Origin of the sequence: Sediminibacterium sp., from assembly GCF_030695065.1 — a bacterium.
Taxonomy (GTDB): Bacteria; Bacteroidota; Bacteroidia; order Chitinophagales; family Chitinophagaceae; genus Sediminibacterium.
Genome location: NZ_JAUYTR010000011.1, coordinates 170510 through 184657, shown reverse-complemented (window position 1 = coordinate 184657; position 14148 = coordinate 170510). Strand labels below are relative to the sequence as shown.

The following is a 14148-nucleotide window of genomic DNA, read 5'->3' as shown; positions in this document are numbered from 1 at the left end:
TCGCAAAGCCGTCTACGTTGCCTGTAACCGATGCAAGAAGTCTTAATCTAATAAATGCCTAAAGAAGCTAATTATTCTATGAAAAAATCATATGTTCCTTTTCTTGCTTTTCTAAGTCTCTTATTTTTGACTTTACCTTTAATAATCGACTTTGTAACTTCTGATGTACAGGGCTGGCATACAACTTTAAATCCGCCTCAATTTACATGGAAGTTTTTTGTACTGATACTGATATGTTTTATGATAATTGGAAATTGGTTATTCTCTAACAGGGCTGAAAAAGTAAACTGGATTTTATTTTCTTTTCATGCCTTTTTTACTTTGTCAACTGTTACTTATTTAAAATTACCATACATCTTTTTAGAAATTACGTCTTCGAATCAAAATGATTTGATCAACTCAATGGAATTGCGGATAAAGTTTATTCCTGTAGTCATTATAGTGTTTTTTCTTGCACAAGTCTTACTGATGATAAGTTTTATCAGAACAATTAAGAAAGCTAAGATAGCAGTAACATAAGTTGGCTACAGGCAACAATTGGCTTTACCCAATTTGGGCTTCCATCAAAGGCCTATCATCTTTTGGTATTGCTAATCAACTTCAGTAATTTGGCTTTAGCTAATCGCGTCTTTAGTGGCCAAGCCAGCAGTTGGAACAATATTTCCCAAACTGCGTAAATCCCCGGACGTTGTGCGTAACTATTAAATGAAACGTAAATACATATCAGTAATAATTATCTTGACTTTATTAGCTTGTGTTGACAAGAAGAACGAAGCAATTAAGCGACAAGATCAATTTAAAACGATAAGTTTTGCAACAGGAGGTTGCTATGGAAAATGTCCTTTTTTAGCAATTCAAATTGACAGTAGTTTAACCTACAAATTTTATGGAGGACGTTACACAGAAAAACAAGGATTTTTCACAGCAAAGGTCACACAGGGTTTCTGGGATAGTTTAAATATTAAGATGGAACAAGCTAAATTTAAACAGTTGGACACTTTATATAATGCATCGGTGGACGATATGTCTATTGAGAGTTACTTTACTTACGGACAAATTAGAAAGCCACTCTATGGACAAGAAATGGATCTACCTGACAATATAAGAAGTGTTTTCTATTGGCTAATGGACAGCTACAAAAAACTACAATTAACTAAGGTGGACACTTTACTATTTGAAACAAAAATTCAATTTGGACAAGGTCCAATTCCGCCACCCAAAATTATAAAATTTACGCCACCTGAAATCGTAGAATAAAAGCTACGCACAACAGAAGGCTTTACGCAAGTTGGGCTTTCAGTAATGGCCCATCAGCTTTGGAGTTTCAATCAACTTCAGTAATTTGGCTTTAGCTAATCGCGTCAGTAGTGGCCAAGCCAGCAGCGGGAATTTACCTTCCCCACCCTGCATAAAGCCTCGGATGTTATAGCCAATTGTAAAATGACACAACACAACTATGTCAAGAATCATTCATACAAAATACAAAGACCTTAAAGGACTTACAAAAAGAGAAATTGATGAACAGTTCAAAGACCCAAATTCAGACTTGGCAGCATTAGCCAAAAAATCTTCTTTAAAGAAGAAAGTATTGAATGGAAGAAAACAGAAAATAGCAGAGTAATAATGATGACACAAGAGGACAATTACGTCAAAATTTTATTCCGATTTTATAATCAAGTTTTGGACGAGGAAACGGTCGAGACAATGTGGGCGACAGTTGTTGACAGTGACAAAGGACTTTATAAACTAGATAGCATTCCATTTTATGCACCGCTTGTTGCTTCAGACGACATTGTATTTGCTGAATTTGATGTACAAGAACAAATGTTGACTTATCGCAAGACAGTTGAGTATTCGGGTAACTCGACAGTTCAAATTGTTTTAATGGACAAATCAAAAGATATAAATCAAATACGTGACCTTTTTAAAGAACTTGGTTGTGTTTCCGAAAAAGTTAATGAAGGATATTTTTCAATGAAAATCCCTGCAATTGTTGACTATAAAAAGATAAAGAATAAGTTAGACGAATTAGAAGCACAAGAAACCATTGGTTATGCAGAACCTTGTTTGGCGGATGGACACAGGTAATGATAAAAACAACTGGCTATAACAATAGGCTTTACGCAAGTTGGGCTTCCAGCAATGGCCCATCAGCTTTGGCATTTCAATCAACTTCAGTAATTTGGCTTTAGCTAATCGAGTTTTTAGTGGCCAAGCCAGCAGTAGGAAATATCCTTCCCCACCCTGCGTAAAGCCTCGGACGTTACAAGCAAGCCTAACAAACGACACAACAACAACCAAACGGACGACTTTAAACATAAAATGAAACGCTAATTTTGACAGGTGACCAACGACATACAGACCATATTGCAACTGGACAGCAACTGAGCCGACACTCATTGCCGACCCTTCTGTATTTTTTATTTTCCCCACCGCACATTTTTCTTAATTCAATTTTAGCCAGCAGCACAAATGGCACATTTAGTTTTGCCCGACACACAGGCCAACCCTTCGCAAAACCAAAAGAGCCATTTTTTGCCAACGCTTATTTCAAGGATTATGAAGTTAAAATAACAAAACACTGCTAAATGTATTTAGGAAAAATCCATATTGAAAACTTTAGACAATTCAAATCAGTTAACTTGGAATTCCAAAGTGGCTTAAATCTGCTTGTCGGAGAAAATGATTCTGGTAAATCTTCAATCATTGACGCAATAAAATTTGTTACTGGCACTCACAGCAACGATTGGCTAAGACTTGACAAAGACGATTTCTACACAGACGGGACAACAAGAGCAACCGAACTCAAAATAGTTTGCACATTTTATGCCCTTAACCCAGATGAAGCGGCTGCATTCTTAGAATGGTTATCCATAAGCGATCAAAAGTATTATTTGAAACTTACTTTAACTGGCAGACGGAAGGAAAAAAGCAATTCACTTTCAGAAGTATATTATGATGTGAAAGCTGGCGAGGACGAAGAAAGTGGAATGATAAGCGGTGAAGCAAAAAACAAACTAAAGGTAACTTACTTAAAACCATTAAGAGATGCAGAGTTTGAATTAGCACCAAGAAAAGGTTCACGACTTTCTCAAATTCTTGCTGCTTACGAAATTTTTCAAAAGCAAGACAGCACAAGGCATCCATTGGAAGAAACAATGGATAAAGCAAACCTTGAAGTAACTGACTACTTTGAAAACAAAGAAGGAAAGCAAGTGTCAGACACAATTAATTTAAGCTATCTAAAAGAGTTTTCATTATTAAATAATCCACTTTTATCAAAGTTTGGAATTGCTCGAAATGATTTAGGCAGAATACTTGAAAAACTTGAATTGCAAGCTTTCTCAAAGACAAACGAATCAAACTTAGGTTTAGGTTCAAATAATCTATTATTCATAGCAGCAGAAATGTTGCTTCTGAAAAAAGATAGCGGTTATGTTGGTCTTAAACTTTCCTTAATTGAAGAAATAGAAGCCCATTTGCATCCCCAATCCCAACTTAATCTCATTGACTTTCTGAATAAACAATCAACAAACTTAGGTTTTCAAAGTATCATTTCTTCACACAGCAATTCATTAGCATCAAAAGTTGACCTCAATAATTTAATTCTCTGCAAGGCCGGTAATGCCTATTCTTTGAGAAAAGGAGAAACCGAGTTATCAAATGGAGATTATGAATTTCTGAGACGATTTTTAGATAACACAAAGGCAAACTTGTTTTTTGCAAATGGTGTAATTATAGTTGAAGGCGATGCAGAGAATTTAATTATTCCAACACTTGCTGAATACATCGGATTCCCATTACACAAGCTTGGGGTTTCAGTTGTAAATGTGGGAAGCACTGCACTATTGCGATATGCAAAAATATTTCAGAGAAAAGATGGTAATGGAATTGGAATAAAAGTTTCCTGCATTACAGACAGAGATATTCCACCACAAGAAGCAAAAGAATTTACCTACGAAGTCAAAAGGCGTGTTACAGGTGTGGTTGAGCAAGTTAGCTTGCTTAGTGATAACCGTAAAACAGAAGACGAATATTCTACACAAGAAATTGCTGCTATAGTTTCAAAGAAAAAAGCCAAATACGGTGGTGGTGATGTTCAAGTATTTCTTCCGAATACATGGACACTTGAATATGAAATTGCAAGAAGTTGCCTTCGCAATGCAATTCATAAGTCAATTCTTTTTGCGTTGGCTACTAATGACCTTCAAGAGGAAATAAGCAAAGAAATTTTCAAACAGATTTCCGAGCGATTGGACAAAGATATCGAAAGGTGGAAAACGGAAGCTAAGAGTGATATTGAAATTGCAGTTGAAATTTATGCTCCATTAGAACGCAAGCAAGCATCAAAGGCGGTAGTTGCACAAATCTTTTCACGAATTCTTTCTAACTCCAAAGTTGATGTAGCAGAGATTTTGAAAGACCCACACTTAAAATATTTAGCTGATGCGATTAAATATGTAACCAATGTTTGATTTCAAAACATTAAATATCACTGATGAAGATATTGCTTTCGTTGAAAACCATTTTGGTTTTGAGTTCAATGAAGGTCAAAAAAAGAATATTCGATATTGGGATAGCACCGACATTCAAGCTTGTCCTGGCAGTGATAAAACAACAACTCTTGCAGCGAAGCTTATTATTTTAGCTAACAAAATTCCGAAATCATTTAAGCAAGGTGTTTGTGTTATCACACATACAAATGTTGCAGTAGCAGAAATTAAAAGCAAACTGGATTCCTATTCTAATTTTTACTTCAACTATCCAAATCATTTCGGAACAATTCAATCTGTAGTAGATAAGTTCTTTACTATTCCTGCTTACAAAAATGAGTTTAAGAGTTCACCTACGATTGATAATGATTCATACTACGACATGATTGAACGAGCAAAAAGCCGAGAGATTGAAGCTGCAAAATCCTATTTGAGCCGTAGTAAAAACATTGAATTTCTTGGTGTCTTATCCTTTAACAAAGCAAATTTTGATGTCTCAGATGATGTGAATGAGACGGAACCAATCGTAGGTAAACACACTAATTCATACAATACTTTGCTTGAATTAAAGAATGAAATTCTAAAGAAAGGCTACATCAAATACGAGGAAGCGTATTCAATTGCTTTCAAATATTTAAGAGAGAACCCACAATTAAAAGAACTGTTCAGTAAAAGATTCCCTTTGGTTTTCATTGATGAAATGCAAGACATGGAAACTCACCAATCAGAACTAATTAGCTATTTGTGTGATGGCACTTCAACAATCGTTCAAAAAATTGGCGACATCAATCAATCAATTTTCAATTATTCTTCCTCGGATAAACAAAATGAGTGGCGACCAAAAATAAATTTGGATTTACAATTAACTGAAACTACAAGAATTTCAGAGAACATTGTTCAAGTAGTAAAAGATATTTGCATTGCTCCTCAAGTAATGACTGGTTGGATTAACCCAACACCTTTTAACCCAACAATCATTTTGTTTGATGACAACTCAATACTGGATGTAAAAGATAAATTTGGAGAATTGGTAATTCAGAATAATCTTCATAAAGGGAAACCTTGCAAAGCAGTTGGAGCAAGATTGAGTGATTCCCGATTAAATATTAATTCCTATTGGCATGAGTTTAATCGTGGTTACAACAAAAGAGATTTCTCAAACATTAATTCGTTTCTTGAAAACGCCAAGAATTTATCTCTACAAAGTAAAAATGTAAAAGAGGTAAGAAAATCCTTGCTAAGTATTATTTGCAAAAGCTTACGCCTTTGCAAAGTCAAGCATCCCGTTACAGGATTTTACTTTACGCCATTTGCATTGTATCAATATCTAAATTCGTTGGATGATTTAAGTTTCTCCAAAAAGATCAATGATAACATTACAAAATGGATTACATCAATTTCCCAAACTGAAATTTTGAAAAGAGAAATTGAAACCTATGTTTCAGATTTGCTTGAAACTTTAGGTGGACAAGTAAATGATGACCTAAAACAATTTTTTACCAACCCTGAACTTGAAGCAACAAGTGAAAAGGTGGAAAACAGAATTTACAGTTTTGCAACAAATGGACAGGAAGTGCAAATTCATTTTGATACTATTCATGGAGTAAAAGGCGAAACACATACAGCGACCCTTTACCTTGAAACCTTTAACAGAGTTTACGACATAGGCAGTAAGATTTTGGAATTTATTATTAGCACGGAAAGACAACGGACAAGGCAACGAGCTAATGATGCTTTCAGGAAAAGATTACCCCTTGGCTATGTTGCAATGACAAGGGCAACACATTTTATATGCTTAGCCGTTCACAAGGACAGATATACTGAAAATCATAAGACATATTTTGATAAAAGCAGTGAATGGAATGTGATTATTTTATAAATATATAAAAATACTTATGAGTTCAAATACACCTGTTGAAATACCTAAATCACATCGTAACGAATGGAAATCAAAACGAAACTTTGAAGACCTTATTGAAGATTTGGGAATGTATATGCCTTTTGGGTGGGCTATTCGCGACTACGGTATTGACGGGCAAGTTGAAATCACAAGACCAATAAAAGATAGCGACAGTTTTAGACCCGAAAGCAAATATTTCTTACTGCAACTAAAATCCATTGAGAAACTAAAGGTTCTCAAAAAACATATTTCCTTTTCAGTTCCAGTTAAGAAAGTAGTTCAATGGTATAGTGCAAATCTTCCTGTAATGTTTGTGCTAAATGACTTGCCGACAAAAAAATTCTACTCACAATGGATAGATGAAAAGTTGATTAACCATTTGGAGAACACAAATCCAAATTGGGTAAACCAAGAAGACATTACTATCAAGATTTCTCTTGATGACACTTTTAGCAATTATACTTTAGATTCAATCAGAGACTATGTTTTGAGTTGGAAAGTTCCATCAAGAAAAATTATTGAAGCAGGAACTTATTTTGAATTAAAAAACAAGTGCAATTCAAACCTTGCTGCCTACAGTGAAATATGCAAACCTTTCAATTTTGATTCCGTCAACAATTCTTTGAAAGCATTGAACAATCAAATTGAACAAGCCATTTATAGAATTGCAATAACAGGACCTTCAAGAGTGGGCAAAAGTTCTTTGATAAATGCTTTGCTAAGGAGAAAAGATATTTCTCCAACTGGTATTTTCCAAACAACAGGAGTTCCAATTCAAATACTCCCTGGAAAAGAAGATTTAGTAAAAGTAACTTTTAGAAGCGGCAAAGCTGCATCTCATAAGTTCTCTAAAGAGGTTATCAAAAGTTTTGCTTCGCAAACCGAAAACGAAGACAACAAAAAGGAAGTAGCACTCATAGCAATTCATTTGGCTAACAGGCAACTTGAACAAGGTGTTTCCTTTTTTGATATTCCTGGACTTGACGACCCTGATGAAAATATTTACAACTACACATGGAGCACGGTTACTAAATCTAACGCAATACTTTATTTGATTGATTCCTCTCCTTTTGAAAATGGCGGTTACATTTTTAAAAGCGAATACAAGAAACACATTCTTGAATTAGGGCAATCACTTGATAAAATATTTTTGGTGTTCACCAAAATAAATGCACTCACAGGAAACAAGTTGCAGCAACTTCAAGACAGAGTTATACAAGACCTAAAGAAGCATAATCTTTACGATAAGGTTTCAGGCAAAATTTATTTTATCAGTGCAGAGGAAAGTATAGATGTTAGATTGAAGCAGAAGAAAGGCACAGACACAGTTCTAAAATTGCAAGATGATATTTGGGCTTATTTGCTAAAAGAAAATAAAGTTGGTTTAGTCAATTTGAATTTTGTAAATAGAGAAATAATTGGTTCAACAAAAGATTTTGAAGGAATTTTGAATGCAAGGTTGTTTGATAATGAGAAACGAAAAAAACTCATTGATGCAATTGAAAAAGTAAAAGGAAAAATTCCAGACCTTTCAAAATTGTATTGTGGAAGAGAAAGAGAAATTAGAAAAGGCATTTCAAGTTCGCTTGAAAACCGAAAGCACAATTTGCTTTTAGAACTTGAAACATATTTGAACTCATTTGCAGTAAATACTGATTTGCCTGATAAAAAATCTTTGCAAAATTATCTTACACAAGGCGGACATAAAACTTTGCAGCAAACAAATATTGAGTATGCTCACCAAGTAAACTTGTTGAAAGAGATGATTGATAATTGGATTGAGGACAACTTAAAACAAGTGAGAGAAATTATTGCAGGAAATTCAAAACAAAAACTCGTTGACTTTTCAGAAGTTGAAAAATTTGAAACTCCAACAGTTGACCTCTCAACTTCTTTTGGTGTTGGTTTGTTTACGGGAATCATTGGTTTTATCATCAATCCGCCTGCTGCAATCTTAGCAGGCATAGTTGGATTCTTTGGCAACCTTGTTCTTTCAGCCGCAGAACGCAGAGCAAAACGAATCAGCAAAATAATGGAAGGTGCGAGGAAATGTTACAATGAACAATTCAAAAAAATAGATTCTGCATATATGGATTTGGTAAAAGAACATTCAAAATTGATTATTGATTACGCAAACAACAAAGTCAATTTCTTTTTCACCGACCTTCAAAAACAAATGAAAAAATTGAGTAGTAAAATTTCTGCCGAAGAAGAAACTCAATACAACGAAGCATTTAGTAAAATTGAAAAACTACGAACATCAATAAACAATCTTGACAAAGAAATAAACGGTTGTTATGCCTCTGTTTAATAAAATAAAATTATGGCAAAAAATGAAGCAACATTAGAGGCAAGAATAGACAGAGTATTAACTTCTGCTTTCCCGACTTTTAAGGAAGTTAAAGTTGAACATCAGAAATCATTTAGCATTAAATTTGGACATCATAATGTTGAGGTTGATTCAAAGGAACCATCTAACTATCCTTCAAGAGCAATTTTTGATATTCTCTTAATAATTGAACAGAAAAATATCATTCTATTAGAACTGAAGAAAGAAGGATTACAACTTACAACAGAAGATGTATTGCAAGGCATTTCCTATGCAAGATTGTTGCATCCAATGCCACCGCTTACATTAATTTCAAATGGCATAGACAATCAGTTTTACAATACATACACGAAAGAAAAAATTGAAGCAAACAATGTAGACCTTGAATTTATTCAAAAACTAACCAACAACTCCTTTCAACTTGCGACAAATGATTTCAAAGATGCAGTCAATCTATTACTGAATAAAGAACCTGAATTATTCTCACAGGTAATAAATCAAATCAGCGAAAAAAGATTTGAAAGATTCTTTGGAACAATTGACGACTTCACAAAACCCATTTGCATTGATTTTAGAATTGATAGAAAAGTAGTCGCTGAAATTCAATCTCATTTTTCTCAAGGTGCTGCATTAGTTGGTTTGATAGGTTCTGCTTTTAGTGGCAAAACAAATTTGCTGTTTGAGTTTTTTACAAAAACCAAATCTGCCAAAAAATTTCTTCTCTATTTAGATTGCAGCGATAACAACTATTCTATTTTGCAGCAATTAGCAAATCACTTTTCTGAGAGTTCTAAAATTTCAATTAACAAGGATAAAATTAGAGAGTGGCTCATTAACTCGCTAAGCAATTTACCTGATAGTAAATTCTATTTGCTCTTAGACAATTTCAACAATGCAACACCCGAAGCAATTAAGGCAGAAATTATTGAACTCATTGACATCTTTAAAGGGGTTAATCATCATATTCTTTACAGCATAGATGAATTCAATTTCAAGGAAATAGCTTTTGTTGCAAACAGACAATACAAGACACTCATTGGTGAGCAAAGTAAAATAGTCAAGTTAGATGAACTTGATGACGATGAATACAGCGCTACAAACGATTTGTTGCTAACCAAATTTCAAGTTTTAATTGAACATGGCGGACATTATACACCCGAATATCGCGAGCCAAGAATTGTAAGACATTTAGCTTCTCTTCTCACTAGAGATATTGAAGCAGGACAATTCACTAAAATAAATGCTGTTCCTGACCTCAATCTCTTAAATGCAATTTCGGAAAACAAAACTTATACGAGACAAGTCCATGACTTGTATATCAAAATTGCATTTTGCTTTTTTGCTGAACTTGAATTGAGAAATACAAATGCAGATTTAAGTATTGTAGCGTCTGGTAGTGGTGCAATTTCAAAGGAGACTTTCAAGAAGAATTTCCCTGACGATTTAGAAACACTTATAAAATCATCGGTAGTTGTCATAAGGGAACTACGAAATGGTATGACAGTAATCTATCCCAAAATTCAAGAGCTTGTTGCAAAACATTCAATTGAATTGGTTACAGAAATAATTTTAAGAGAAAGCAAGGAAGAAAAACCAATTGAAGAAATTTGCAAAACGTTTATTGAAACTGTAACTCCAATACCTTATTGCGATATTGTAGCAACTGGTGTTTTAATGAAAATAGCACATAAGAATGAAGTGGAATTATTCTCTGATTTAGTTCAGGAGTTACTGAAAATTCCACCTCATTTAGAAAAAATTGGGAAGGGAACTAAAGTATTAATGTATTCAGAAGGTGTCGGACACATTCAAGTTAATTTTGAAGATGATATGGATGAAGGAGGTTTTGTTTCCGATTTTTTACCCTATGCAATTTTGTCGCAGTTGGCAGGTTATCCTTTGGGATTAGTTGGCAATGCAGAATATTCAGTTTATGCCTTTCATCTTTATTTATTAAACGAAGTTGGCTCTAATAAAAATTTTCTTCGCAGAGCAGATGTAAGGTCATTAAGCAACATGAAACACCATGAAGGCTTTGACTGGGATGGAGTTGGCTACATAGTTAGTGGTCATGAAGGAATTATTGAACCAATTGTTCAGTCAATTCAAAAGTGTTTTTTTATTATTCCTGATGAAATAGAAAAACTTTACGAAAGAGCTTTTGAAGAAAATAATTTCAACCTACTTTATAGAATCTATTTAGCGTTGCGGACAATGATGGGTTATACAGATTTAGAATTAGCAAAAAAGGCAAAGGAATTTGTAATACGATTCAATAAATACTTCAACGTTTTTATGGCAGATTTTCTTTCAAAAGATGTTCAAGACCCAAAAGAGAAAGAAGAGTTAAGAAAAAGATTAATAGAAATGAAAGCAAATGAAGAAGATGAAAATTAACAATACAAAAAACTTCACACACATAGGTGTAAGCACATTTGCAAGCCGCACAAGCCCAAGCACAGACCAACGCTTACAAAAGAGCTTACACCTTTCCCACGCAGACAAAATTGAATTAAAAAAAATCTCCTCCCCTTCTGAAAATAAAAAATACGCAACCGCACAACCCAACGACAGACAAAAATCAGTTGCAATGCAGACACCAGAACCGTTGACTGGTATGCGTTTCAACTACTCGGTGGACAGAAGGCCAGCTTGTAACACGGGCTTGGCAAAAGTGGCGGTTAAGTGCTCCGCAGACACATTTGTGGTTAATCAAAATTGGTTCTCCGCATCAACATTTGTGGTGAAAATCGCCACCTTCGCCAAGCCCGAAAACGTTATACGCAATAAAATTTATTTATTTTGGAGATTGAGGAGTTAATTCACTTGTTTGAGTCTTTATCTTTCCGTATTTCTGCTTTTAAGGAAGATGAAATTAAAGTTTCTGATATTGAAGACGCACTTTTTATTTTGTTGTCTGACGAAATGGGGTTTAAATGGCGGGGTTCACTCTGGGATATTGAAATTTCTGAAGAACAAGCTTTCAATCTTTTATCTGAATTTGATTTTTTGACTCTAAATAGGCTTATAGAAACAGATATCGATGTGATACCTGAGCATCTTCGAATACAACGTAAAGCTCGAATTAAGTCAGGCGGACTTAATTGGATTATTCATCTTTATGATAAGGATCCATTTCCCTCAAATCCACATGCTCATTTACTGGATAGTAATATTAAGCTTGATTTATCAAATGGTAATTGCTATTGCAGACGAAAATTTGAGTATAAGATTTCTCATAAATCGTTGATTGAAATTCGAGAAAAAGCTGCAAAAGTTTTTAAGGGAGGCTTACCAGAATTAACAGTTTGATGCGTACAACAATAGGCTTTACCCAATTTGGGCTTCAGCAATGGCCCATCAGCTTTGGAGTTTTAAATCAACTTCAGTAATTTGGCTTTAACTAATTGCGTCAGTAGTGGCCAAGCTGGCATTAGGATCACGAATTATCCAACCAGCGTAAAGCCCCGGACGTTGAATACTATGCGGTGAAATCCTGTAAAAATAAAAGGATTGAACTCTTTTTAACCTGCTAAAATAGTCTTTAGGACTAGCCCTAAAGACTATTTTAGTACTTTCGCAATATGTTTTACAGACGAAAGATTATATTAGCGCTGCTACAGACTTTTGACAGTCATTTACCCAAAATATCATTGCAAAAGCTTTTGTTTTTGTTTGCAAGCAGACAAAATAAGCCAGACTACGACTTTGTGCCACATTTGTATGGTTGCTATTCCTTTTCAGCAAATGCTGACCTTACCGCTATGGTTAGACATGGACAACTTTCTGAAGACAAAGCTAGTTTCACAAAAATTGATGCGACCGACTATGTAAAAGCACTAGATGTAAAGGATAAAAAAATATTAATTGATATTAAAAATACTTACGGTAAGCTAACAACAAATTCCTTGATGAAGTTGACATATTTGAACTATCAGTATTATGCAATAAATAGTGTAAAGGCAAAAGAAATTTTAAATGATGAGCAATATGTTATGGTTCTAAATGCCAAACCAAGAAATAATAATATAATCCTTTATACAATTGGTTATGAAGGGATTTCTTTAGAGGAATATTTAAATAGACTTATTAAAAATGATGTGAAAGTTTTAGTTGATGTTAGAAATAATCCTTTGAGCATGAAATTTGGTTTTTCAAAAACGCAACTAAAAACTTTTTGTGCCAGCTTAAAAATTGAATACATACACATACCAGAAGTGGGTATTCAATCTAGCCAAAGACAGGAATTAAAAACACAGACGGATTACGATAAACTTTTTGAAATCTATAAGAAGCAAAATTTAAAGAAAACTACAAGTCAGCAACTACAAATCCTGAACTTGCTAAAAGATAGAAAAAGAATTGCATTGACATGCTTTGAAGCCAATATTTGCCAATGCCACAGAAAGCATCTTGCTGAAGCAATTGTCAGTTTACCTGAATGGGAATATGAATTAAAACATATTTAATTTATGGCATTAACTAAAGTTCTGATTGCTGTTAAAACATACCCTACTCTTTCAAGCAAGTATGATGAACTTGTATGTACCGCAGGATTTCTAGAAAATGGAAGTTGGATAAGAATTTACCCAATTCCCTTTCGTAAACTTGAATACGATAAACAGTACAGCAAATACGATTGGATTGAAGTTGATCTAGAAAAAAATAATTCAGACTTCCGTTTAGAAAGCCATAAACCTAGATCAATTGAAACAGCTTTTAAAATTGTTGACCATTTAGGTACGGAAGAGATTTGGAAACTTAGGAAGGAAATTGTTCTTAACAATGTTTATACCAACATGACCGAACTTATTGCACAAGCAAAAGACAATTCAAAGTATACCTCACTTGCTGTTTTTAAGCCGAAAGAAATTTTAGACTTCAAAATCGAAAGCGTTGATAGAGAATGGGATAAAAAGAAACTTGACCTTTTAAAAGCCAAAGCACTACAATTAAACCTTTTCCAAAACTCAGAGAACCCTTTTGAAGTTGTAAAAAAGCTACCGTACAAATTTTCGTACAAATTCACTAGCGACGATGGTATAGAAAGAACCATGATGATAGAGGATTGGGAAATAGGTCAATTATATTGGAATTGTTTAAAAAGACATGAAGGCGATGAAGCTAGGGCTTGCGAAGATGTTCGAAAAAAATATTTTGATGACTTTGCTAAAACTAAAGATTTGTATTTGTTTTTGGGAACAACAAGAGAGTTTCATTTAATTGCTCCAAACCCTTTTGTGATAATTGGTACATTCCATCCAAAGAAAATTCTACAGCCATCATTATTTTAAAGAGGAATAAAAACAATTTGGCAATTCACATTGGATAACAAAACGGATCCTTGGATTTTTTGTGAACCTATTTATAATAGCTGTTCTTCAACCCCCTCAATCTGATTTTACTTTTTTCACAGCCTCTTTACC

At 34.1% G+C, this 14148-nt stretch carries 12 protein-coding genes; all 12 read left to right on the top strand.

The window, feature by feature from the left end:
- The first annotated feature begins 54 nt into the window (after positions 1-54).
- The 12 genes from Q8S25_RS04710 (at position 55) to Q8S25_RS04655 (ending at position 14016) form a co-directional block, all read left to right on the top strand.
- Positions 55-519: a hypothetical protein gene (locus Q8S25_RS04710; protein ID WP_305535350.1), complete on the top strand. Its 465-nt coding sequence runs from the start codon at positions 55-57 to the stop codon at positions 517-519.
- Positions 520-705: 186 nt separating this feature from the next.
- On the top strand, positions 706-1257 hold the full coding sequence (locus tag Q8S25_RS04705; RefSeq protein ID WP_305535348.1) for a DUF6438 domain-containing protein: 552 nt from the start codon (positions 706-708) through the stop codon (positions 1255-1257).
- A 199-nt stretch (positions 1258-1456) separates the two neighbouring features.
- Complete coding sequence (locus Q8S25_RS04700; protein ID WP_305535346.1) at positions 1457-1621, top strand: hypothetical protein; 165 nt, start codon at positions 1457-1459, stop codon at positions 1619-1621.
- Positions 1622-1623: 2 nt separating this feature from the next.
- On the top strand, positions 1624-2088 hold the full coding sequence (locus tag Q8S25_RS04695; RefSeq protein ID WP_305535344.1) for a DUF4265 domain-containing protein: 465 nt from the start codon (positions 1624-1626) through the stop codon (positions 2086-2088).
- A 500-nt stretch (positions 2089-2588) separates the two neighbouring features.
- Positions 2589-4475 carry an ATP-dependent endonuclease gene (locus Q8S25_RS04690; RefSeq protein WP_305535342.1) on the top strand — a complete coding sequence of 629 codons (1887 nt, stop codon included), beginning with the start codon at positions 2589-2591 and terminating at the stop codon, positions 4473-4475.
- On the top strand, positions 4468-6372 hold the full coding sequence (locus Q8S25_RS04685; RefSeq protein ID WP_305535340.1) for a UvrD-helicase domain-containing protein: 1905 nt from the start codon (positions 4468-4470) through the stop codon (positions 6370-6372). Before Q8S25_RS04690 ends, Q8S25_RS04685 begins: the two co-directional genes overlap by 8 nt.
- 16 nt (positions 6373-6388) lie before the next feature.
- Complete coding sequence (locus Q8S25_RS04680; protein ID WP_305535338.1) at positions 6389-8704, top strand: dynamin family protein; 2316 nt, start codon at positions 6389-6391, stop codon at positions 8702-8704.
- A gap of 12 nt (positions 8705-8716) precedes the next feature.
- Positions 8717-11119, top strand: a complete 2403-nt coding sequence (locus Q8S25_RS04675; protein ID WP_305535336.1) for a hypothetical protein — start codon at positions 8717-8719, stop codon at positions 11117-11119.
- Positions 11100-11543 carry a hypothetical protein gene (locus Q8S25_RS04670; protein WP_305535334.1) on the top strand — a complete coding sequence of 148 codons (444 nt, stop codon included), beginning with the start codon at positions 11100-11102 and terminating at the stop codon, positions 11541-11543. The genes Q8S25_RS04675 and Q8S25_RS04670 overlap by 20 nt, the downstream gene beginning before the upstream one ends.
- The gene (locus Q8S25_RS04665) at positions 11525-12034 is read left to right on the top strand and encodes a hypothetical protein (protein WP_305535332.1); all 510 of its coding nucleotides are present in this window, start codon (positions 11525-11527) and stop codon (positions 12032-12034) included. Before Q8S25_RS04670 ends, Q8S25_RS04665 begins: the two co-directional genes overlap by 19 nt.
- Positions 12035-12306: 272 nt before the next feature.
- Positions 12307-13191 carry a DUF488 family protein gene (locus tag Q8S25_RS04660; protein ID WP_305535330.1) on the top strand — a complete coding sequence of 295 codons (885 nt, stop codon included), beginning with the start codon at positions 12307-12309 and terminating at the stop codon, positions 13189-13191.
- Between the two features lie 3 nt (positions 13192-13194).
- Complete coding sequence (locus Q8S25_RS04655) at positions 13195-14016, top strand: hypothetical protein (RefSeq protein WP_305535328.1); 822 nt, start codon at positions 13195-13197, stop codon at positions 14014-14016.
- Positions 14017-14148: the final 132 nt, after the last annotated feature.